Origin of the sequence: Duganella sp. OV510 (assembly GCF_900100205.1) — a bacterium.
GTDB lineage: Bacteria > Pseudomonadota > Gammaproteobacteria > Burkholderiales > Burkholderiaceae_D > Rugamonas.
In genome coordinates this window covers 80,664-101,354 of sequence record NZ_FNEQ01000007.1, presented here as the reverse complement: position 1 = coordinate 101,354, position 20,691 = coordinate 80,664, and the positions used below count along the sequence as shown (strand labels likewise).

Sequence of the window (20,691 nt, the reverse complement as noted above, 5' to 3'; positions counted from 1 at the left end):
GAACTGACCCCGGATTCAGTGTTGGGGGGCGGTGCGGGGGATCAGGAGGCGGATGGTGGTGCCGACGCCGGGCGCGGAGTCGAGGTGGATGCGGCCGCCCAGCACGCCGGTGACGATGTTGTAGACGATGTTCATGCCAAGGCCGGTGCCGCCCTGGCCCATCTTGGTGGTGAAGAACGGGTCGAACACGTGGCGTTGCACGTCTTCGGTCATGCCGCAACCGTCATCGCTGAATTGCAGGTCGATGATGTCGTCGGCGCCCAGCTCGGCGCGGATGTCGATGCGGCCGTCGCGGCGGTGCTCGTAGGCGTGCGTCAGGGCGTTGGTCAGCAGGTTGGTCAGCACCTGGTACAGGCCGCCCGGGTAGGAGTCCAGCAGCAGCCCGGCGGGAATCCGCAGCGCGACGTCGCATTGCACCCGCCGCAGGCGCGGCATGTAGGTGGCGATGCTGTCCTGCACCGCCGCCAGCAAATCGAACTGGCGGCGCTGGTCGTTGGTCTGGTCGACCGCGATTTGCTTGAAGGAGGAGATCAGTTCCGCCGCCTTGTGCAGCGAGCCGGCGATCAGCTCGCTTGCGGTGCGCACTTCGTCCAGGTGCGCGCTCAGCTCGGAGCGCCGCAGCGCGCCGGCGGCCACGTGGCGCTCGAAGTCGTGCACGCGGTCGCGCAGCGCGGTCGATGCCAGCAGGCTGTTGCCGATCGGTGTGTTCAGTTCGTGCGCGATACCGGCTACCAGCGAGCCCAGCGATGCCATCTTTTCCGACGCCAGCAGTTCGTGCTGCGTGTGCTGCAGCGTTTCCAGCGCGGCGCTGAGATCCGTGTTGACGCGCTCCAGTGCTGCCGAGCGGTCGCGTACCCGGCTTTCCAGCGAGACGTTCAGGTCTTTCAGTTCGCGCTTGGCGTTGAGTTCTTCGGTCAGGTCCAGCAGCGCCCAGATGATCGAAGGTTTACCATCCAGCATCAACGTCGAGGACCAGATCGCCACGCTGCCGACACTGCCATCCGGCAGCAGCACACCGGCGATCGCGCCATGCACGGCACCGTCGTCGCGGTACATTTCCCAGATGCGTTCGCGCTCGCGCGTGCTGGCCCAGAAGCTGACTTCGTCGCTGCGCTTGCCGACCAGGTTGCCGGCGGCCGGGCCGAAGGTGTGCAACACCGCGCGGTTGGCGGCGACGATGCGGCCGTCGCGGTCCGATACCGTCAGCGGCAGCGGCGCCATGTCGAACAGGGTTTTGAAGCGCGCCTCCGATTCCGACAGCCGCCGCTGCGATTGCTCCAGCTGCGCGATGCGCTCGCGCAGCGCTGCGCTCATGGCGTTCAGCGTGTGCGTGAAGACGGCGATCTCGTCGTCGCCATGCACCGGCAGCGCCTTGCTGTAGTCGCCGGACGCCATCTGTTTGGATTCGCCGGTCAGCGCCGCCAGCCGGTGGCCGATGCCGCGCGTGAACACGTAGAACATCAGCACGCCCAGCGCAAAGCCGATCAGCGCGATGACGCTGCCTTGTACCAGCACTTCGTCGCGCGCCTGTTTCAGCTCCCTGGTGGTGAGGCCGAAGTTGATGCTGCCGATGCGGTTGTCGGCCAGCAGCAGCGGCGAACGCGCGTGCAGCGTGGCGCCGCTGATCAGCGTGCGCACGCCCTTGACGCTGGCGCCGCCGCCATCGCGCAGCACCGGCGGCAACGGTTCGTCGCGCTTGCCGACGGCGATGATGGGCATGTCCTTGTCGTCAAGGATGGTCAGGTAGCGCAGGAAGCTGTCGTCGGGATCGGCCAGCATTTCGGCCAGGTAGCTGTTCAGCTCGGGAAGGCGGCCACGGGTGGCGTAGGGACTGAGGGAGAGGTTGAGGGTGACCGCGTATTCCTGCGCCACCCGTTCGGCGTTGGTGTTGACCGCGTGGTTCATCAGCCGCAGGCTGTTCCAGATCAGTAGCCCGACCACCAGCGCCTGGATCACGGCGCTGAGCATCAGGAACTTCGCGCGTAGCGATAAACTCAAAACGTTCACTCCTTGTTGGACGAGGCCAGGAGCTCACGCGCCCGCCGCGTGGATGACGCGGCGGGCCGGCAGGGACCTGGGTTAAGGCAGGGTCAGAATCACTTTGACGGTATCGTCAACTGCCGATTTGTCAATATACCCGATTGCTTTCGGATCGGCAGCAACTGCTTTTTTTACCTCGGCGCTGCTGGCGTATTCCTTCGGTGGCGTGGCCTTGCCGGTGAACACCAGCTTGGACCACAGCGCCTTGACCTGGGCCGCATCCTTGTCCGCCACCTTGTGGTAGAACTCGTTGCGGATGGCCGAGCCGTCCGCCTGATCCACCGGCGTGAACAGGCTGGATTTGCCGAGGAAGAATTGCGATGCCTGTTCCGAGAACATGCGCGTGGCCGGATTCTGCTTGCTGACGATGACGACGATTTCCGCCGCCGATGCCGGCAGGGTGGCTGCGCCCAGGGCGGACAGCAGCAGAGCACTCATTATCTTTTTCATTGTTTTAGTCCCACGGAGATCAGAATACGAAGTCGACGCCGGCCGCAACCACGGTGACGTTCTTGTTGTAGCCGGCGGCCGGCAGATTGATCAGCAGGCCCGACTTGGCGCCCGGCTTGACGCGGTCAACCTGGACCTTCAGCGCGACCTGCTTGGCGAAGTCCCAGCGCACGCCGACGGTATCCGAGGTTTGCTCGGCGGCGGTCAGCAGGTTGGTGACGGCGGCGTTCAGCGCCGGAATGCGCGACAGCGCGGCCGGCTTGGTGACCGAGCTGCCTGCGCCCTTGGCCGAAGCGTGCATGTAGTACGGCAGCACTTTGCCGAAGCGGTAGCCAACCATGGTGTACCAGGCGTTGGTGTCCGGCAGGTAGACCGGTTCCTTGGCACGGCGCTGGGCGTATTCGGCCTGGGCGACGATGTTGTTCCAGTCCATCGTGCCACCGATCGAGGTGAAGGCGATTTTCTTGCCGGTGGTGAAGGTGATGTCCGACGCCAGCTGGGTCAGGCCAACGCCGTTCAGCGTGGTGGTCAGCGCATTGATCGGCTGGATGTCGTTGATCTTCATGTCGGCGCGGGCGTGGGCCACACGCAGCAGGAAGGGACCGTATTCGCCGGCCAGGCTGATGCCGGCCGCCGGCGCGCGGTAGGTGGCGGTCGAGCCGCTGCCCGACGAGACAAACAGCTTGCCGCGGCTGACGCCGACAAAGGCTTGCGCGGTGAAGTTCAGGTCGCCGAAGGCGCGCTGGAAGTTGATGTCGGCGCCATCCGAGTTTTCAATCGGCGCCTGGCTGTACATTTCAATCGGCGGACGCATCATGTTGTTGGCGTAGCCGACGTTCTGGTAGTCCGAGATCAGGAAGGTTGGCACCACCACGCGGCCGACGCGCACCGAGACTTCATCGTTAATGCGGGCTTTGAGGAAGGCCCAGGTCAGGTCGGTGGTGAAGGTGCCTTCGGTGGCGTTGCGCGTCAATACCTGCGCGGTGCCGGACAGCCAGTCGTTGAACTTGTAGGTGGCTTGCAGGCCGAGGTTGGTGTCCAGGCCCAGGCGGGCGCTGTTGCCGACGCCGTCGGCCTGGTTGTAGCGCGCGAATTTCGCGTCGTCGGTGTTGGTTTGGGCCACGCCCAGCGTGCCGAAGCCGCTGATGCTCAGGTTGCCGTCATCCAGTGCGCCAGCTTGCGCCTGCACGGCGGCGGTGGCAGCCAATACGGCAGCGACTAACAGTTGCTTTTTCATGAGTTCAATCCTATGGGGTTTTATTTGGTCTGACAGGGCAATGCGGGGGCGCGGCATTTGGTTGTTACCTTAGACCAATTTCCTGACGGCATGAAATGGAAAACGATAAACCGAACGAACGTACTAATTTTCTGTGGCTTTTCTGCAAAAAACACTGTAAAAACAGCAGGTTGTACGACATCCTTGCAGTAATTTTTAAGCAAATTTGATGTTCTGGCACGCGCTGACCGTTAGTCACAATCCTGCGCGTCTGGCGGATCAGGCATTACGCATTACAATAGCGGCTCCTCTTTCCACCCACTGAGATCACACTATGGCCGTCAATTCCCCTCTGCCCATCGCCTCCGAACTGAAGCCTGTCGCCGGTGTTGAAATCGGCTTCGCTGAAGCCGGCATCAAGAAGCCGAACCGCAAGGACGTACTGGTGATGAAACTGGCGCCAAGTGCAACCGTGTCCGGCGTGTTCACGCTGAACCGCTTCTGCGCAGCGCCGGTGCAGATCGCCAAGGCCCACCTGGCCGCCGCCAAAACCAGCGGCAAGCCGATTGCCGCGCTGCTGGTCAACACCGGCAACGCCAACGCCGGCACCGGCGAGCTGGGCCTGTCGCTGGCCAACGAAACCTGCGTGGCGCTGGCGGCGCAGCTGGGCGTGGACGCGGCGCAGATCCTGCCGTTCTCGACCGGCGTGATCCTGGAGCCGCTGCCGGCCGCCAAAGTGATCGCCGGCCTGCCGCAAGCCATCGCCGGCCTGAAGGCCGACAACTGGTACAACGCCGCCGAAGCTATCATGACCACCGACACGCAGCCGAAAGCCGGCTCGCGCACCGTCACCATTGGCGGCCACAGCGTGACCATGACCGGCATTTCCAAAGGCGCCGGCATGATCAAGCCGAACATGGCAACCATGCTGGGCTATCTGGCGCTGGACGCCAAGGTGGCGCAGCCGGTGCTCGATGAGCTGGTCAGGCACGCCGCCAACCACTCGTTCAACTGCATCACCATCGACGGCGATACGTCGACCAACGATTCCTTCATGCTGATCGCCACCGGCGCCGGCGCGCTGGAGATCACTTCGGTCGAGCAGCCGGAATACGCGCAGCTGCGCGACGCCGTCACCGAACTGTCGCTGTTCCTGGCGCAAGCCATCGTGCGCGACGGCGAGGGCGCGACCAAGTTCATGAGCATCATCGTGGAAGAGGGCGGCAGCGTGGAAGAGTGCCGCAAGATCGCTTATTCGATCGGCCACTCGCCACTGGTCAAGACCGCCTTCTTCGCGTCCGACCCTAACCTGGGCCGCATCCTGGCTGCCATCGGCTACGCCGGCGTCGACGACCTGGATGTATCGAAGCTGAACCTGTACCTGGATGATGTATGGGTGGCCAAGAACGGCGGCCGCAATCCGGACTACAAGGAAGAAGATGGCCAGCGTGTGATGAAGCAGGCCGAGATCACCGTGCGCGTCAAGCTGGCGCGCGGCGCGGCCACGGCCACCGTGTACACCTGCGACCTGTCGCACGATTACGTGTCGATCAACGCCGACTACCGTTCCTGAGATGTCGGCCGCCCTCGAACAATTCCTGGCGCGCGCCGAGGCGCTGCTGGCGCGCGTGGAAGCCATCCTGCCGCCGGCCGCGCCGCAGCCGGAGTGGGAGCGCGGGTTCGCCTTCCGCTGGCGCCCGCGTGTCAACGGCGCCAGCTACCTGCAGGCGGTGGCGCATGTGTCCAATATCGCGCTGGACGACTTGCAGCACATCGGCCCGCAGAAAGAGCAGATCGAGCAGAACACCCGTCAGTTCGTGGCGGGCAAGCCGGCCAACAATGTGCTGCTGACCGGCGCGCGTGGCACGGGCAAATCGTCTTTGATCAAAGCTTGCCTGAACCAGTTCGCCAGGGATGGCTTGCGCCTGATCGAGGTGGACAAGGTCGACCTGGCCGAGTTGCCGGACATCGTCGACCTGGTCGCGGGCCGGCCGGAGCGTTTCATCATCTTCTGCGACGACCTGTCGTTTGAGGAAGGCGAGAGCGGCTACAAGGCGCTGAAGGTGGCGCTGGACGGCAGCATCTCGGCGCAGTCGGACAATGTGCTGATCTACGCGACCTCGAACCGCCGTCACCTGCTGCCGGAGCGCATGTCCGACAACATGAGCTACAAGCACGACGAAAACGGCGACCTGCATCCGGGCGAAACGGTGGAGGAGAAGATTTCGCTGTCCGAGCGCTTTGGCCTGTGGCTGACCTTCTATCCGTTCAAGCAGGATGATTACCTGACCATCGTGGCGCACTGGCTGTCGACGCTGGGCTGCAGCGAGGCGCAGATCGAGGCGGCGCGCGCCGACGCCTTGCGCTGGGCCTTGCAGCGCGGTTCGCGTTCGGGCCGTGTGGCGTGGCAGTTCGCCAAGGATTACGCGGGGAAGCTGGCATGACGCAGAAGCCTGTTGATGTCGCGGTCGGCATTCTGGTCAAGCCGAATGGCGACGTGCTGCTGGGCCAGCGCCCGGCCGGCAAGCCATATGATGGTTACTGGGAGTTCCCCGGCGGTAAAGTCGATCCGGGCGAGACGATACTGGAAGCCTTGAAGCGCGAGTTTGTGGAAGAACTGGGCTTGCGTATCCACAGCGCGGAAGAGTGGTGCGGTGTGGAATACGTCTATCCGCACGCGCATGTGCGGCTGCATTTCTTCATCAGCCGCGACTGGTCTGGAGAGCCGCAAAGCCTCGAAGGGCAGGCTTTCGCCTGGCAAGGCACGGTGGGCGTGGAACCGCTGCTGCCAGCCACCATTCCCTTGCTGGAATGGCTGGAGCAGGTACGCTACTAAATATTTTTTCATCGCGCTGCATCCAAACGGCGCGCTGGCGGGTAGTACAGGCATCAGCAGCGATTTTCGCTTGCTGATCCCTTCCAACTATCAGGAGCCAGTCATGCAAATCACCCATACCGTCGTTGCCGCCGCCGTCCTCGTGATGCTTTCCGCCTGCGCCAGCGGGCCGCAGTTCGACCAGCAGACGCTGGCGCAAGCCGTGCAGGTGCCTGCCGGCCATCGGGTTGCCATGGAAACCGTCGGCGCCGGTGATATTACCTATGAATGCAAGGCCAGGAAGGATGCTGCCGGCCAGTTTGAATGGACCTTCATCGGACCGGACGCGGTGCTGAATGACCGCAGCGGCAAAGCTGTTGGAAAATACTTCGGCCCACCGGCCACCTGGGAAAGCAATGACGGCTCCAAGGTCACCGCCACCCAGCTCGCGGTGGCGCCCGCCGGGGCTGGCAATATTCCACATCAACTGGTCCGGGCCAACCCATCGGTAGGCAGCGGCGCCATGTTTGGCGTGGCCTACATCCAGCGCGTCGCCACCAAGGGCGGCGTGGCCCCGGCCAGCGCCTGCGCCGCAGCCAACGCTGGCAGCAAGGAAAAAGTTCAGTACCAGGCCGACTATATCTTCTGGAAGGCCGCATGAGTACGGCTATAATCGGCTGATGCCCGACAGCGCCGACTTGTTCGACTACGATGCCGTGCTGGCCGCCTGTGCCCAAGGCGACCAGCAGGCCCTGCATCGCCTGTACCAGCACGACGGGCGGCATTTGCTTGGCGTGGCGCTGCGCATCGTGCGCCGCCGCGATGTGGCGGAAGATGTGCTGCACGATGCCTTCGTCAGCATCTGGCAAAAGGCGGCGAGCTTTGACGCCGGGCGTGGCGCTGGCCGGGGCTGGGTCTACAGCGTGGTGCGGCATCAGGCACTGAACGCCTTGCGCGGCAGCGAGCGCGAAATCGCGGTGGACGGCGACGCGCTCGATGCGCTGCAGGAAGCGCAGGCCGATACGGTGGCCGAACAGTTTGAACTACAGGCCAGCATGGGCCGATTGCATGATTGCCTGGCGCATCTCGATAGCGCCAAGCGCAACAGCATCATCTGTGCGTATGTCGACGGCTGCAGCCATAGCGAAATCGCGGAGCGCCTGAAGGCGCCGCTGGGCTCGGTCAAGGCCTGGCTCAAGCGCGGCCTCGCCGCATTGCGGGAGTGCATGGGATGAATGAAACACCGGATCAATTACAGCAGCTGGCTGGCGAGTATGTGCTGGGTACGCTGCCGGCAGCGGCGCGGCAAGAGGTCGAGCAACGGCTGACGCGCGAACCACTGCTGCGCGCCGAGGTGGAAGGATGGGAACGCCGCTTGCTGCCGCTGACGTCGCTTGCAGCGCCTGCCGAGCCCTCAACCGGATTGTGGCTGCGCATCGCCGCCAGTGTGCAGGCGCGTCCTGCGACGGCGGCATTGCGCGGCGCGACAGTGCCGGTGCCGGTGAAACGCTGGCATCGCTGGTGGGACGATTTGCGCCTGTGGCGCGGTCTGACAGGGGGCGCGGTGGCGGCCAGTATGGTGCTGGCCCTGTTGCTGGTGTCGCGCCCTTCCGCACCGGAGACCGCCTACATGGTGGTGCTGGCGGCGCCGCAGGACCGGGGCGCCGGCTGGGTGGTGCAGACCAGCATGAAGCGCCAACTGACGCTGACACCGCTGCACGATACCGTCGTGCCGGAGCGCAAGGCGCTGCAATTCTGGACCAAGGCACCGGGCTGGAGCGGGCCGGTGTCGCTGGGACTGGTGCAGTCGAATCGTTCGCTGAAGCTGGCGCTGGATAAATTGCCGCCGGTGCAGCCAGATCAGCTGTTTGAAATCACACTGGAACCGGTCACGGGCTCGCCGACCGGCAAGCCGACCGGCCCGGTGCTGTACATCGGCAAAGCGGTGAAGGTGATGTGAGGCTTACTCTTCGTCGTTCGGATCTTTCGGCGGGGCCGCCGGAATCGCATACTTTTCCTCGGCCCAGGCGCCGAGGTCGATCTTCTTGCAGCGTTCCGAGCAGAACGGGCGAAACTTGTTTTCCGGCTTCCACTCCACCTTGGCGGAGCAGGTCGGGCATTCAACTACAGTGGTCATGAGATTCGTCAGAAGTTACAGAGGGTGAGCTCGAATGGTACATCATCTTCCAGCGGCTTGGGTTTCAGGTCGCCGCCCTGCGAGGTGAAGCGCACCCACAGCATGTACTTGTTGGCGGAAATCTCCGGGATCGCGCCCTGCGACGCATCCAGCGTCAGGCGCAGCATCTGATACACCTTCCCCTGCAGCATCTGCTGATAGCTGCCCGCCACCGCAATCATCTTCACCGGGCCGCCTGAATCGCGCAGCAGGCGCAGCACCAGGGCCAGCGCGTCAAACAGCGGCGCCAGCGGCGTGAACCAGTTGATGATGTCGTTGAAGCGTGCCTCGGCCGGGCGCTGCTGCCAGGCGTAATACGACGGCAGGTCGAATTCGCAGGCGCCGCCAGGAATGATGGTGCGGCCGCGGATGCTCATCAGCCACTCGTTCTCGCGTACATTCTGCCCGGTCTTGCCCTGGGCCGCGACCAGCGCGCTGCTGACGCTGTCGACTTCTGCCAGGATGGCGTCCAGCATCTGCGGTTCCACGTTGGGATTCATGCGGTAGCCCAGCAGCGTCTGGCGCTGGCGCTCCAGTTCTTGCAGCAGGTCGGATTTCAGGTCGGCGCGGCCGGCCACTTCCAGCATATCAAAGATGGTGGACAGCGCAACATGGTGCTGCATCGGATGTTCTTGATGCACAAAGAACTTGAATTTCTCGTACAAATCCTCCAGGCGCAACAACGTGCGGATGCGCTCGTTGAAAGGATATTCGTAGACGATCAAAATAACATCCCTTATAGATGGACATGCAGCAATTAATTCTCGTGATTTTGAAGCAAGCCAAGCAAAATTACAAACGTTGCGAAGGCATTATTGCCCTAATCCGCGAAATTACCAGCGAATTTGCAGATATAGCGTGTGTAAACGCTCGACCTGGGCTGCCAAATCTGCGATTCCTGCATTATTGACAATGACATCGTCCGCCGCCGCCAGCCTTTGCTCGCGGCTCACCTGCGCCGCCATGATGGCGCGGACCTGTGTTTCCGGCAAATTGTTACGCGCCATCACGCGGGCAATTTGCACTTCCTCGCGACAGTCTACCGCCAGCACACGGGTCACCCGCGCACGCCACGTTCCGGATTCGATCAGCAGCGGCACCGCGTAGATCACATAACTGCCGTTGGCGGCCGCGCCGGCGGCCAGTGCGGCATCGCGGATGCGCGGATGCAGGATGGCTTCCAGCCGCGCCTTGGCGCCAGCGTCGGTGAACACCAGCGCGCGCATGCGGGCGCGGTCCATGGCGCCGTTGGCGTCGGCGAATTCGGCGCCGAACTCGCGCAGGATGGCCGGCATCGCCGGTCCGTCCGGCGCGGTCATGCTGTGGGCGATCAGGTCGGTATCGACGATGGTGGCGCCGCGCGCCGCGAACATATCGGCCACGGTGCTCTTGCCGCTGCCGATGCCGCCGGTCAGGCCGATGGCGAAGGGCGGCTTGCTCATGGGCGGCCCAGGCTCATGGTCAGGTCCAGCAGCGGCCCGCTGTACAGCAGGGCGATCAGGCCGGCCGCCGCCAGGTAAGGGCCGAACGGAATAGGATTGTTGCGCGCGCGTTTGGCAAACACGATCAGGCCGATGCCGACCACCGCACCCACCAGCGACGACAGCAGCACAATGGCCGGCAGCATGGTCCAGCCCATCCACGCACCCAGGCCGGCCAGCAGCTTGAAGTCGCCATATCCCATGCCTTCCTTGCCGGTCGCCAGCTTGAACAGCCAGTACACCGACCACAGCACCAGGTAGCCGGCCGCCGCGCCGATCACCGCATCCTGCAGCGGCACAAAGGTGCCGTTGATGTTGACCAGCAGGCCGGCCCACAGCAGCGGATAGGTCAGGTCGTCCGGCAGCAGTTGGGTGTCGGCGTCGATGAAAGTCATGGCGATCAGCGAATACAGGAAGAACAGTGCTGCCAGCCCGGCATAGCCGCTGCCGAAGCGCCAGACCACCAGCGCCGACAACGCGCCGGTCAGCAGTTCCACCAGCGGATAGCGCGCTGAAATCTTCGCCTTGCAGTGGCTGCACTGGCCGCGCAGCGCGAGCCAGCTGATGACCGGGATATTCTCCATCGCGGTGATCTGGTGCTGACAGTGCGGGCAGGCCGAACGCGGCGCCATCAGGTTGTAGCGTCCGGTGTGCGGCGGCGGCTTGCCGGATTCCTCTGCCACGTAGTTGTCGGACTCGCGCTGCATCATGATCGGCAGGCGGTGGATCACCACGTTGAGGAAGCTGCCAAACAGCAGGCCGAAGATGCCGGCGATCAGGCTGATGGCGAGGTCGCCGGCAGGGGCGAACAACAGGGTGGTTTGCAGCATGGTTGTCAGGCTTGAGTCATCACGGGGCCATATTAAAGCATTCGCACAGCGTTGCGGTCGCTTTTTCCGATTGCACTCCCTCGTCGGGGAGATAGCCAGAACATTGGAACAATGGCAAGGTGATAGCTCTGTTTTTCCGCTCGGAGCGCTCCTTGTCGTCGTTTTTCCAGACACCGTTATGTTGGCTGCTCGGGCTGTTGCTGGTGTGCCTGGCGCTTGGCGCGGCGTTCCGGCTTTGCCTGCGCCGGCTACAGCGCGCCTACCAAACCCGCCTGCAATTGCTGGCCGAACGCGAACGCGTGGCTGTCAGTTTGCACGATACGCTGCTGCAAAGCATGCAGGGCATGATCTTGCGTTTTCAGAGCGTTGGTCACCGGCTGGCGGCCGACAGCGCGGAGCGCGCCGCCATCGAGCAGATACTGGATCAGGCCGACGAGGTGTTGGCCGAAGGCCGCCACCAGATCCTGGCGTTGCGCGTGCCGGTAGTCTACGGTGACAAGCTGAGCCAGGCGTTTGCGGCCGCCGGCCAATCGCTACAGGAACAGTTCGACACGCCATTCCACATGGTCATCAGCGGCGACCCGGCGCCGGTCAACGGCGACCGTGCCGAGGAAATCTACGCCATCGTCCGCGAAGCGCTGTACAACGCCTTCCAGCATGCGCAGGCCAGCGAGATCGAACTGGAGCTGGTCTACGGCTGCGAATTCCTGTCGCTGCATGTGCGCGACGACGGCAAGGGCATGATCGAGCTGCCGCCCAAGCTGGCAGCGCTGAACCCGCGCGCCGCTGGCATGGCTGGCAGCCTGCAAGTGCGCAGCCTGCCGCAGCAGGGCACGGAAGTGATCCTCAAGGTGCCCGGCGAGGTGTGCTACCAGACGCCGCGCCACACGGGCTGGCGTCACCGGATCGCGGCCTGGCTGCGCCGTTCCTAGACCACCGAGCCGAGCTTGAAGATCGGCAGGTACATGGCCACCACCAGGCCGCCGATCAGCACGCCGAGGATGACCATGATGGCTGGCTCCATCAGCGACGAAAGCGAGGCCACCGCCTCGTCCACCTCGTCCTCGTAGAAGTCGGCCACCTTGCCCAGCATGGCGTCCAGCGAGCCGGATTCCTCGCCGATGGAGACCATCTGCGTGACCATGTTGGGGAATACATCGGCGTTCTGCATGGCCACGGTCAGGCTGGTGCCGGTGCTGACTTCGGTCTGGATCTTGCGCGTGGCGTCCAGGTACACCGCGTTGCCGGCCGCGCCGCCCACCGAGTCCAGCGATTCCACCAGCGGAACGCCGGCGGCAAACATGGTCGCCAATGTGCGCGTCCAGCGGGCGATGGTGGCCTTGCGTATCACCTCGCCGAAGACGGGCAGCTTGAGCAGCAGCTTGTCCATGAAGCGTTGCATTTTCAGCGAGCGTTGCCAGGCGCGGAAGAAGAAATAGATGGCCGCGCCGAGGCCGCCGAAAATCACGTACCACCACTGCACGAAAAATTCCGACAGCGCCATGACAAACAACGTCGGCGCCGGCAGGTTGGCGCCAAAGCTGGTGAACACCTCCTTGAAGGCTGGCACCACCCAGATCATGATCACTGCCGTCACCAGGAAGGCCACCGCCAGGATCGACACCGGATAAGTCAGCGCCGACTTGATCTTGGCCTTCATGGCCTGCGTCTTTTCCTTGTAGATCGCCAGCCGCGTCAGCAGGTCTTCCAGGATGCCGGCCTGTTCGCCGGCGCCCACCAGGTTGCAGAACAGCGGATCGAAGTACAGCGGGAACTTGCGGAACGCCTGGTTCAGGCTGGTGCCAGTCTCGATATCGGCGCGCAAGTCCATCACCAGCTTGGATACCGACGGATTGGCGTGGCCCTTGCCGACGATGTCGAACGATTGCAGCAGCGGCACGCCGGCTTTCATCATGGTCGCCAGTTGGCGGGTGAACAGCGTGATGTCCTTGTCGGTGACTCTTTTGCCGGAGCGGTAGGCTTTCTTTTTGACCTTGGTGACCAGGATGCCCTGGCGGCGCAGCGTGACATTGACCACCGCCTCGCCGCCGGCGCGCAACTCGCCGCGGACGGTTTTGCCGGTCTTGTCCTTGCCTTCCCAGGCAAACACTGATTCCTTGACCTGGTTGCCCGCGTTGCGCGATATCGCCATGTTCGCTGTCCTATTCGTTGGTGCAACCCAGCACTTCTTCAAGGCTGGTCAGCCCAGCCTTGACCTTGACCAGTCCTGACTGGCGCAGCGACTTCACACCCTCCGCCTCGGACTGGGCGGCGATCTGCATCGCATTGCCGTGGGCCAGTATCAGCGCCTCGATTGCCGGCGTGATCGGCATGATCTGGTAGATGCCGACCCGGCCCTTGTAGCCGCCGCCGTTGCAGCGCTCGCAACCGACCGGGCCGTAAGGCTTCCAGCTACCATCGGTTTCTTCCTCCGTAAAGCCGGCCTTGACCAGCAGCTCGGGCGCGATGTCGACTGCTTGCTTGCAACTGCATAGCCGGCGCGCCAGCCGCTGCGCGGTAATCAGGATCACCGACGAGGCGATGTTGAATGGCGCCACGCCCATGTTCATCAGCCGCGTCAGGGTGGACGGCGCGTCATTGGTGTGCAGCGTGGAGAACACCATGTGGCCGGTCTGCGCCGCCTTGATGGCGATGTCGGCGGTTTCCAGGTCGCGGATCTCGCCGACCATGATGATGTCCGGGTCCTGGCGCAGGAAGGACTTTAGCGCCACCGGGAAGGTCAGGCCGGCCTTGTCGTTGACGTTGACCTGGTTGACGCCGGGCAGGTTGATCTCGGCCGGGTCTTCGGCGGTGGAGATGTTGATGCCTGGCTTGTTGAGGATGTTGAGGCAGGTGTACAGCGACACCGTCTTGCCCGAGCCGGTCGGCCCGGTCACCAGCACCATGCCGTAGGGGCGCTGGATGGCGTCCAGCAGCAATTCCTTCTGATCGGGATCGTAGCCGAGCGAGTCGATGCCCATCTGTGCCTGCGTGGCGTCGAGTATCCGCATCACGGTTTTTTCGCCGAACAGCGTCGGCAGCGTCGAGATGCGCAGGTCGATGGTCTTGGTCGGCGAGACAATCAGGCGCATGCGGCCGTCCTGCGGCACGCGCTTTTCCGAGATGTCCAGCTTGGCCAGCACCTTGATGCGCGAGACCAGCTTTTCCTTGATCGAGATCGGCGGCTGCGCATGTTCGATCAGTACGCCATCGACGCGGAAGCGGATGCGGTAGAACTTTTCAAACGGCTCGAAGTGCAGGTCGGAGGCGCCCAGGTTGACTGCGTCCATCAGCATCTTGTTGAGGAAACGCACCACCGGCGCATCCTCGACTTCATTGGCGGCGGCTTCGGCGCCTGGCGTGGGGGCTTCCTCTTCCTCGGCGAACTGGATATCGCCCTCGTCGCCGGCCAGGTCGGCGATGCTTTGCTCGCTGCTCTTGTTGAGACGGGCCAGCAGTTGCAGCAGCGCGTCGTGGGCGACGATGACCGGCTCGACGGTGGATTCGGTCTGGAACTTGATCTGGTCTAGCGCCTGCGTGTTGGTCGGATCGGAAATCGCCACCGACATCTTGTTGCCGCGCTTGGCCAGGGCGATCACGCGCTGCGACTGCATCAGTTTGTTGTCAATGATTTTGGGCGGCAACGCATCGATATTCAGCGCATTGACGTCCATTAAGGGATAGGCAAAGGTTTCAGCACAGAAGGCGGCCAGCGCGCGGGATTCGATCGCACCGCTGGACAGCAGCACATCGATGAACGCCTGCTTCTCGGCAACTGACTTTTTTTGCAAGGCATCGGCCTGGACGGCGGTGAGCCGCCCGGCTTGCATCAACGCCCGCGCCAGCCCCGGCATCGGGGCGCCTGAGACTGCGTTCGGTAGGACAGTTGCCATAGAAACGTCTGGTCAGGTTGGAGGAGGGCTGCTCAGTAAATGATGCTCCCCGGCATTACGTTTGTAAAGCCGTTATCAGCAGTGTACTCCGCTCTGTTGCGTGCGCCCACGCGTTTGCCGGCTTTTACGCCGTGGCTTTGTTGCCGGCGCGCCGCAGTTTGACGACTTTGATGGCCTGGTCGTGCACCTGCACGACTTCCACGATGCACTGGTCGACCTTGAGGCTGATCGGCGCGTCTGGAATTTCTCGCAACAGTTCCAGCAGCATGCCGTTCAGGGTCTTGGGACCGTCGAGCGGGAAGCCGAGGCCGAGGCGCTTGTTGACGTCGCGCAGTGGCGTGGTGCCGTCCAGCAGGCATTCGCCATTGGCGTCCCAGCCGAAGCTTTCCGCCTTGGAGGCGCTTGGCGTCGAGGTGGTGAATTCGCCGATCATCTCTTCAATGATGTCGTCCAGCGTGACCAGGCCCTGCACCTCGCCGTACTCATCGACGATGATGCCCAGGCGTTCCTTGTTCTCCTGGAAGTATTGCAATTGGGTGAACAGGCGCGTGTCTTGCGGGATGAAATACGGTGTGGTCAGCAGTTCGCGGAAGTGCTCGGTGGTCAGTTCCTCTTCCTGGTTCAGCAGGGCGACCGCCTTGCGCACATGCAGGATGCCGACGATGCGGTTGATCTCGCCTTCGTAGACTGGCAGCTTGTTGTGGTAGCAGGTGGTCAGCTCGCGCTTGATTTCGTCGACCGGCATTTCCAGGTTCAGCGCCTCGATCTGCGAGCGTGGCGTCATGATGTCCTCGACCGAGATGGTTTCCAGGTCGAACAGGTTGAGCAGGATGCTCTTGTGCTTTTGCGGGATGAAGTTGCCGCCTTCCAGCACGATCGAGCGCAGCTCTTCCGGCGACAGGCGCGGATCGTGGTTGTGCGCGCCAGCCTTGATGCCGAACACCTTCAGCAATTGCGACACGAACAGGTTGACGAACCAGATCATCGGCTTGGCCAGCGACATCAGCGGCTTCAGCACCATGCTGGTCGGCAGGGCGATTTTTTCCGGGAAGGTGGCGCCGATGACCTTGGGTGAAATCTCGGCGAACACGATCAGCAGGAAGGCGACCGCGCCGGTGGAGACGGTGATCACGTTGTCGTCGTGGCCGAAGGACTGGATGGCGATCGACGTCACCAGCGCGGTAGCAGCGGCGTTGAACAGCGTATTGGCGATCAGCACCAGCGACAGCAGCTTGTCGGTGCGATCGAGCAGCCACAGCGTAGTGATGGCTTTACGGCTGCCGCGCTTGGCCTCATGGCGCAGGCGATACTTGTTGGCCGCCATCAGGGCGGTTTCGGCCATCGCAAAGAAGGCAGAACAGAGAATCAGGAAGAAGAGTGCAAGAAATTGCACCCAAAGGGGAACGGTATCCAAGGGGAAATGGCAACCCGGTCAGGCGCCAGCAGAAAGCGATAGCTCAAATTCTAAGCCAATGATGCGTTGCATGCAACTCTGCGGCTTTTTAGAACAGTTCGTCGAGTTGTTCGAAGAATGTGCGCTTGGTGGGGGCGTCGGTGGGGAGGAGTTGGGTGGCGATTGCTTCGGAGACGTCGTCGCGCAGGTTGCGGTGGGCGAAGGCGATGTCGAGCCAGCGGTCGGCCTTGCCGCCTCGGCCGAGGTCGATGAAATAGAGTTCGTTGTTGTGGACAAAGACGTTGCTGTCGCCGAGGTCGCCGTGCGAGAACACCAGGTCTTCGTCCGGTATGGTGGCGTGCAGACGGGCCAGCAGGTCTTGCGGCGTGTGTAGTCCGGGCCAGGCGTCGAAATCGTAGTCTGCGTCGATCAGTCCCTCGCTGATCAGGAATTCCAGTTCGCGTAGGCGGACGGCGGCGCTGGAATCGAATGGGCAGTCGGTGATGTCGATGGCTTGCAGTTGTCGCAGCGCTTCCCGGAACAGCGCCAGCGCGCGCTGTTCGTCATCGAGATGTTCGGCTAACGGTACGCCGGGCGCGGCGCGGGTGATCATGTATTCCTGTTGCGTATCCTGAGCGGTGAGCATCACTTCCGGCACGTTCACTTTACCGGAGAGCCATTGCAATACCGCTGCCTCGCGCAGCACGCTGTACGTCGTGTTGGCATATATCGCCGGTGAGGTTTTCAGAAAATAAAGTGCGTTCCCGCGCCGGAAGCTGCGCACCTGGCACGGCGATTCGCCGATTGCGTCACGGTGCAGAGCTGCATCTCTAATAAATTGCTTGATGGCGGCGGTCATAGTTTAAAGATGAGTGGCAGGGCAGGGCGGAAGTCGTGGACAATGCCGCGCGCTTCGTCGTCAAAGCTGATTTCCAGCAGGTGGTCTTTACCTTCAGTGAAAGAAATGCCGCTCGCCCGGGCTGTCGACGATAACGCGGCGACGGATGCTTGTATGCAGCGTATGGCGGTGATGCGCTTCAGGGCCGCCGCATGATCGGGTGCCGGCGGCAGACCTTTGCTTCCGGCGAGGTGGAACCACATCGGTTCAGACAGTGGTGCGTCGCTGGCGATGGTGATGCGCATGCCTGACGGCAGATAGCCCGGTTGGTAATCGAATACCGGGAACGGCACGACATCCGCGCCTCGGAAGCAGATGCCGAATGGGGAAGCGTCGCTGCCGGCAGCAAGTCGCTGGTGCAGCCTGGTCGGCGCGGTCAGCGGGCTGCTGACTTCCGTTTCGTCGGCTATCCACAGCAGTTCAAGGAAAGCGTTGGCGAAGAAGAAGCGGCGGTTGGCCGTGCCTTGGCCGGGATGCACGTTGCCGCTGCCTTCGGTCAGGCCGAAGGCACGCAGCGCTTCGGCTTCCGGTGCGCCGACGGTGGCGCGGATGAAGATGTGATCTATTTGCATAGCACCAGCGCATGTGCGGCTATCGGCGCGCCGTTTTCTTCGCGCGCGTCGAGTGCTTGCGTGGCCAGTACCTTGAAGCCGGTTTGCGTTGCCAGGCGTTGCAGGTATTCCAGCGTGTGAGCGTAGCGGTTGGACGGACGCAGCATGTAGTCTGCGCCTTCGCCGGCTTCGACCGAGAAGCAGAAGCGGCCGCCCGGACGTAGCGTCGCATGCACTGCGCGGAATACTGGCGCCAGGTCGCCGATGTAGACGAAGACGTCGGCGGCCACCGCCAGGTCGAAGGCGGCGTCGCGGCCATGCAGATAGGCCAGCAGGTCGGCGCACGCCAGTTCGTCATAGAGGCCGCGTTCGGCCGCCTTGTCCAGCATCTGCTGCGACAGGTCGATGCCGTACAGCTTGCGCGAGTAGGCGCGCAGATAGGGCGCGCACAAGCCGGTGCCGCAGCCCAGGTCTACCGTTGACAGCTCGGACGAGGGGGCGACGTGACGCAGCAGCGCATCCAGCACGGCCGGCGTTTTATAGCCCAGTACTTCGGTCAGATGCTGATCGAAGTAATTGGCATACTGGTCGAACAGCGAGCGCACGTAATCGTTCGGCAGCGAGGCCGGCGTTTCACCTTCGCCGACCGAGGCCAGCGCGAAGGCGATGGTTTCCGGATTATCGCCATGCGCCAGCGCGGCGCGATAAGCGGCGATGGCTTCCTCGCGCCGGTCCAGCGAACGCAGCGCGTTGCCGCGCTGGTAGTGCGCCAGCGCGTAATCCGGCTGGTGTTTCAGCGCCTGGTCGTAGCTGTCCAGCGCCGCCGCAAATTCGCCCAGCCGTTGTAGCGAGGCGCCTTGCGCGCCGTAGGCCTGCGCCCAGTCGGGACGCAGGTGGATGGCGCGGTCGAAGCTCTCCACCGCTTCCGGCAGGTGGCGCAGGCAGTGCAGCGCGTGGCCGCGCGCCAGCCATGCATCGGCGTAGCGGTCCTTGAGGTTGAGCGCATCCTCGGCCGCACCGAGCGCGTCGAGATAACGGCCCTGGTCTTGCAGCACGATGGCGCGATTGCAATGGGCCTCAGCGTATTGCGGCTGGATGGCCAGCGCGCGCTGGTAGCTGTCCAGCGCGTCATCCAGGCGGCCAAGCCGGCGCAGCGCGTTGCCGCGATTGCTCCAAGCCAGCGCATACGATGGATTCAAAGCCAGCGCGCGCTCATGGCTGGCCAGCGCTTCGCCAGCCTGACCGACGTCCAGCAAGGCCACACCGAGGTTGCAATGGGCGTTGGCCTGGCCGTCGCTGATGGCAATCGCGCGCGAAATCAGTTCGATGGCGCCGGCGGCGTCGCCCTGCTGGCGCGCGATCACGCCCAGCAGATGCAGCGCATCAAACTGTTGGGGATTGAGTTCGAGGACTTGCCGGTACAGCGCCTGCGCCGGCTGCAGCCGTCCCTGCTGGTGCAGTTCGACGGCTTGTTGAAGTAAGGATGCGGCCAGGGTTTCAGTCATAGTGCCCGCATCTTATCATTTCAGCTTCCCCGGTAAGTTGAATAGGCCCACGGCGACACCACCAGCGGCACATGGTAATTCTGATCCGCGTGGGCGACGCCGAACGCCAGCGTTACCTCGTCGATAAAGCGCGGCTCCGGCAGCGCCACGCCCTCTGCGGCAAAGTAATCGCCGGCGCTGAATACCAGTTCATACTTGCCCTGTTTTAGTGCATCGCCTTCCAGCAGCGGGGCGGAACAGCGGCCATCGGCGTTGGTCACGTCGGTTTTCAGCAGCGCGCGGCCGTCCGCTCCCACTGCATACAAAGCCACTTTGACGCCGGCGCCCGGCTTGCCCTGGGTGATGTCAAGAACGTGCGTACTGAGTTTGCCCATGATTGGTCCTATATTTGCTTGTAACAGGTATCTATTGTGCAAATCATATACCGCCACGGATCTGGGCATATATGATTAGCGTTATATTCCCCATAGGCTTGCCAGCGCCATGACCACCTACGACAACTACCCGCGCGACATGATCGGCTACGGCCCGAAGCCGCCGCACGCGCAGTGGCCCAACCAGGCCCGCGTCGCCCTGCAATTCGTCTTGAATTACGAAGAAGGCGGCGAAAACAGCGTGCTGCACGGCGATGCGGGTTCGGAGACCTTCCTGTCCGAGATCATCGGCGCGGCCTCGTTCAGCAATCGCCACCTGAGCATGGAGTCGCTGTACGAATATGGTTCACGTGCTGGCCTGTGGCGTTTGCTGCGCATGTTCGAGGAACGCAAGCTGCCGCTGACCGTGTTTGGCGTGTCGATGGCGCTCAAGCGCAATCCGGAAGCGGTGGCGGCTTTCCAGCAGCTCGGCCATGAAATCGCCTGCCACGGACTGCGCTGGATCAGCTATCAGAATATGGACGAAGCCACCGAGCGCGCCCACATGAAGGAAGCGGTGGACATCATCCGCGAACTGACCGGCAGCGCGCCGCAAGGCTGGTACACAGGCCGCGATTCGCCGCAGACCCGCAAACTGGTGATGGAGCACGGCGGCTTCCGCTACGACGCCGATCACTACGGCGACGATTTGCCATTCTGGCAGCAGGTTAATTTCACTGGCGCCGACGGCCAGCCGGCCAGCGCGCCGCAGCTGATCGTACCGTACACGCTGGACACCAACGACATGCGCTTCGCCGCCGCGCAGGGCTTCAACTCGGGCACGCAGTTCTTCGATTACCTGAAAGATGCGTTCGACGTGCTGTATGCCGAGGGCGATCCGAACGGACTGAATCAGCCGAAGATGCTGTCCATCGGCCTGCATTGCCGCATCGTCGGCCGGCCGGCGCGCGCGGCGGCGCTGGCGCGTTTCCTCGATTATGTGCAAAGCCACGACAAGGTCTGGATCACCCGCCGCATTGATATCGCCGAACACTGGCGCAAGCTTCACCCATTTGCTGAATGAGATTCT

General features: G+C 63.1%; 22 protein-coding genes. 8 read left to right on the top strand and 14 right to left on the bottom strand.

Annotation, left to right across the window (positions count from 1 at the left end; genetic code table 11):
• Positions 1-15: 15 nt before the first annotated feature.
• The 3 genes from BLS51_RS18780 to BLS51_RS18770 form a co-directional block, all read right to left on the bottom strand.
• Entirely contained in the window at positions 16-1,998 is a 1,983-nt protein-coding gene (locus BLS51_RS18780) for an ATP-binding protein (protein WP_090186293.1), read from the bottom strand.
• Positions 1,999-2,079: 81 nt separating this feature from the next.
• Entirely contained in the window at positions 2,080-2,478 is a 399-nt protein-coding gene (locus BLS51_RS18775) for a type 2 periplasmic-binding domain-containing protein (protein ID WP_373994339.1), read from the bottom strand.
• Between the two features lie 31 nt (positions 2,479-2,509).
• The gene (locus BLS51_RS18770; RefSeq protein ID WP_090186286.1) at positions 2,510-3,727 is read right to left on the bottom strand and encodes a porin; all 1,218 of its coding nucleotides are present in this window, start codon (positions 3,725-3,727) and stop codon (positions 2,510-2,512) included.
• A 313-nt stretch (positions 3,728-4,040) separates the two neighbouring features.
• Between BLS51_RS18770 and argJ the strand changes: the two genes are divergently transcribed.
• From argJ to BLS51_RS18740, 6 genes are all read left to right on the top strand, one after another.
• Positions 4,041-5,279, top strand: a complete 1,239-nt coding sequence (gene argJ, locus BLS51_RS18765) for a bifunctional glutamate N-acetyltransferase/amino-acid acetyltransferase ArgJ (protein WP_090186283.1) — start codon at positions 4,041-4,043, stop codon at positions 5,277-5,279.
• A gap of 1 nt (position 5,280) precedes the next feature.
• Positions 5,281-6,150 carry an ATP-binding protein gene (locus BLS51_RS18760; protein ID WP_090186280.1) on the top strand — a complete coding sequence of 290 codons (870 nt, stop codon included), beginning with the start codon at positions 5,281-5,283 and terminating at the stop codon, positions 6,148-6,150.
• Complete coding sequence (locus BLS51_RS18755; RefSeq protein WP_090186277.1) at positions 6,147-6,542, top strand: NUDIX domain-containing protein; 396 nt, start codon at positions 6,147-6,149, stop codon at positions 6,540-6,542. Before BLS51_RS18760 ends, BLS51_RS18755 begins: the two co-directional genes overlap by 4 nt.
• Positions 6,543-6,645: 103 nt before the next feature.
• The gene (locus BLS51_RS18750) at positions 6,646-7,182 is read left to right on the top strand and encodes a DUF3455 domain-containing protein (RefSeq protein WP_090186274.1); all 537 of its coding nucleotides are present in this window, start codon (positions 6,646-6,648) and stop codon (positions 7,180-7,182) included.
• Positions 7,183-7,201: 19 nt separating this feature from the next.
• Positions 7,202-7,756 carry a sigma-70 family RNA polymerase sigma factor gene (locus BLS51_RS18745; RefSeq protein ID WP_090186271.1) on the top strand — a complete coding sequence of 185 codons (555 nt, stop codon included), beginning with the start codon at positions 7,202-7,204 and terminating at the stop codon, positions 7,754-7,756.
• Positions 7,753-8,481, top strand: coding sequence for an anti-sigma factor (locus BLS51_RS18740; protein ID WP_090186267.1), 729 nt, complete (start codon positions 7,753-7,755; stop codon positions 8,479-8,481). The genes BLS51_RS18745 and BLS51_RS18740 overlap by 4 nt, the downstream gene beginning before the upstream one ends.
• 3 nt (positions 8,482-8,484) lie before the next feature.
• On the opposite strand, the gene yacG is transcribed toward BLS51_RS18740, so the two are convergent.
• From yacG to BLS51_RS18720, 4 genes are all read right to left on the bottom strand, one after another.
• On the bottom strand, positions 8,485-8,658 hold the full coding sequence (yacG, locus tag BLS51_RS18735; RefSeq protein WP_090186261.1) for a DNA gyrase inhibitor YacG: 174 nt from the start codon (positions 8,656-8,658) through the stop codon (positions 8,485-8,487).
• An 8-nt stretch (positions 8,659-8,666) separates the two neighbouring features.
• On the bottom strand, positions 8,667-9,422 hold the full coding sequence (zapD, locus tag BLS51_RS18730; protein ID WP_090186258.1) for a cell division protein ZapD: 756 nt from the start codon (positions 9,420-9,422) through the stop codon (positions 8,667-8,669).
• Between the two features lie 108 nt (positions 9,423-9,530).
• Positions 9,531-10,139, bottom strand: a complete 609-nt coding sequence (coaE, locus tag BLS51_RS18725) for a dephospho-CoA kinase (RefSeq protein WP_090186252.1) — start codon at positions 10,137-10,139, stop codon at positions 9,531-9,533.
• Positions 10,136-11,008 (bottom strand): prepilin peptidase, encoded by an 873-nt coding sequence (locus tag BLS51_RS18720; protein ID WP_090186248.1) that lies wholly within the window; start codon positions 11,006-11,008, stop codon positions 10,136-10,138. The genes coaE and BLS51_RS18720 overlap by 4 nt, the downstream gene beginning before the upstream one ends.
• 152 nt (positions 11,009-11,160) lie before the next feature.
• Between BLS51_RS18720 and BLS51_RS18715 the strand changes: the two genes are divergently transcribed.
• The gene (locus BLS51_RS18715) at positions 11,161-11,940 is read left to right on the top strand and encodes a sensor histidine kinase (protein ID WP_175472626.1); all 780 of its coding nucleotides are present in this window, start codon (positions 11,161-11,163) and stop codon (positions 11,938-11,940) included.
• Here BLS51_RS18715 and BLS51_RS18710 read toward each other — a convergent pair.
• The 7 genes from BLS51_RS18710 to uraH form a co-directional block, all read right to left on the bottom strand.
• The gene (locus tag BLS51_RS18710; protein WP_090186239.1) at positions 11,937-13,160 is read right to left on the bottom strand and encodes a type II secretion system F family protein; all 1,224 of its coding nucleotides are present in this window, start codon (positions 13,158-13,160) and stop codon (positions 11,937-11,939) included. The two genes, BLS51_RS18715 and BLS51_RS18710, sit on opposite strands and share 4 nt — an antisense overlap.
• Positions 13,161-13,170: 10 nt before the next feature.
• Entirely contained in the window at positions 13,171-14,901 is a 1,731-nt protein-coding gene (gene pilB, locus BLS51_RS18705) for a type IV-A pilus assembly ATPase PilB (RefSeq protein ID WP_090186235.1), read from the bottom strand.
• A 124-nt stretch (positions 14,902-15,025) separates the two neighbouring features.
• Positions 15,026-16,315 carry an HlyC/CorC family transporter gene (locus BLS51_RS18700; protein WP_090186232.1) on the bottom strand — a complete coding sequence of 430 codons (1,290 nt, stop codon included), beginning with the start codon at positions 16,313-16,315 and terminating at the stop codon, positions 15,026-15,028.
• Between the two features lie 88 nt (positions 16,316-16,403).
• Positions 16,404-17,153: an APH(3') family aminoglycoside O-phosphotransferase gene (locus tag BLS51_RS18695; protein WP_090186229.1), complete on the bottom strand. Its 750-nt coding sequence runs from the start codon at positions 17,151-17,153 to the stop codon at positions 16,404-16,406.
• Positions 17,150-17,764 carry a VOC family protein gene (locus BLS51_RS18690; protein WP_090186226.1) on the bottom strand — a complete coding sequence of 205 codons (615 nt, stop codon included), beginning with the start codon at positions 17,762-17,764 and terminating at the stop codon, positions 17,150-17,152. The genes BLS51_RS18695 and BLS51_RS18690 overlap by 4 nt, the downstream gene beginning before the upstream one ends.
• Complete coding sequence (locus BLS51_RS18685; protein ID WP_090186224.1) at positions 17,755-19,248, bottom strand: tetratricopeptide repeat protein; 1,494 nt, start codon at positions 19,246-19,248, stop codon at positions 17,755-17,757. Before BLS51_RS18685 ends, BLS51_RS18690 begins: the two co-directional genes overlap by 10 nt.
• Before the next feature lie 20 nt (positions 19,249-19,268).
• Positions 19,269-19,622, bottom strand: coding sequence for a hydroxyisourate hydrolase (gene uraH / locus BLS51_RS18680; protein WP_090186221.1), 354 nt, complete (start codon positions 19,620-19,622; stop codon positions 19,269-19,271).
• A gap of 109 nt (positions 19,623-19,731) precedes the next feature.
• On the opposite strand from uraH, the gene puuE reads away from it, so the two are divergent.
• A complete protein-coding gene (gene puuE / locus BLS51_RS18675; protein WP_090186218.1) occupies positions 19,732-20,685 on the top strand; it encodes an allantoinase PuuE in 954 nt (317 codons plus the stop codon).
• Positions 20,686-20,691: the final 6 nt, after the last annotated feature.

Excerpts from the sequence above, each read along its gene's own strand:
- BLS51_RS18695 (WP_090186229.1), bottom strand. The coding sequence starts at position 17,153 with ATGACCGCCGCCATCAAGCAATTTATTAGAGATGCAGCTCTGCACCGT.
- yacG (WP_090186261.1), bottom strand. The coding sequence starts at position 8,658 with ATGACCACTGTAGTTGAATGCCCGACCTGCTCCGCCAAGGTGGAGTGG.
- pilB (WP_090186235.1), bottom strand. The coding sequence starts at position 14,901 with ATGGCAACTGTCCTACCGAACGCAGTCTCAGGCGCCCCGATGCCGGGG.
- BLS51_RS18775 (WP_373994339.1), bottom strand. The coding sequence starts at position 2,478 with ATGAGTGCTCTGCTGCTGTCCGCCCTGGGCGCAGCCACCCTGCCGGCA.
- uraH (WP_090186221.1), bottom strand. The coding sequence starts at position 19,622 with ATGGGCAAACTCAGTACGCACGTTCTTGACATCACCCAGGGCAAGCCG.
- BLS51_RS18770 (WP_090186286.1), bottom strand. The coding sequence starts at position 3,727 with ATGAAAAAGCAACTGTTAGTCGCTGCCGTATTGGCTGCCACCGCCGCC.
- BLS51_RS18685 (WP_090186224.1), bottom strand. The coding sequence starts at position 19,248 with ATGACTGAAACCCTGGCCGCATCCTTACTTCAACAAGCCGTCGAACTG.
- argJ (WP_090186283.1), top strand. The coding sequence starts at position 4,041 with ATGGCCGTCAATTCCCCTCTGCCCATCGCCTCCGAACTGAAGCCTGTC.
- BLS51_RS18740 (WP_090186267.1), top strand. The coding sequence starts at position 7,753 with ATGAATGAAACACCGGATCAATTACAGCAGCTGGCTGGCGAGTATGTG.
- BLS51_RS18745 (WP_090186271.1), top strand. The coding sequence starts at position 7,202 with ATGCCCGACAGCGCCGACTTGTTCGACTACGATGCCGTGCTGGCCGCC.
- BLS51_RS18720 (WP_090186248.1), bottom strand. The coding sequence starts at position 11,008 with ATGCTGCAAACCACCCTGTTGTTCGCCCCTGCCGGCGACCTCGCCATC.
- BLS51_RS18710 (WP_090186239.1), bottom strand. The coding sequence starts at position 13,160 with ATGGCGATATCGCGCAACGCGGGCAACCAGGTCAAGGAATCAGTGTTT.
- puuE (WP_090186218.1), top strand. The coding sequence starts at position 19,732 with ATGACCACCTACGACAACTACCCGCGCGACATGATCGGCTACGGCCCG.
- coaE (WP_090186252.1), bottom strand. The coding sequence starts at position 10,139 with ATGAGCAAGCCGCCCTTCGCCATCGGCCTGACCGGCGGCATCGGCAGC.
- BLS51_RS18750 (WP_090186274.1), top strand. The coding sequence starts at position 6,646 with ATGCAAATCACCCATACCGTCGTTGCCGCCGCCGTCCTCGTGATGCTT.
- BLS51_RS18755 (WP_090186277.1), top strand. The coding sequence starts at position 6,147 with ATGACGCAGAAGCCTGTTGATGTCGCGGTCGGCATTCTGGTCAAGCCG.
- BLS51_RS18690 (WP_090186226.1), bottom strand. The coding sequence starts at position 17,764 with ATGCAAATAGATCACATCTTCATCCGCGCCACCGTCGGCGCACCGGAA.
- BLS51_RS18760 (WP_090186280.1), top strand. The coding sequence starts at position 5,281 with ATGTCGGCCGCCCTCGAACAATTCCTGGCGCGCGCCGAGGCGCTGCTG.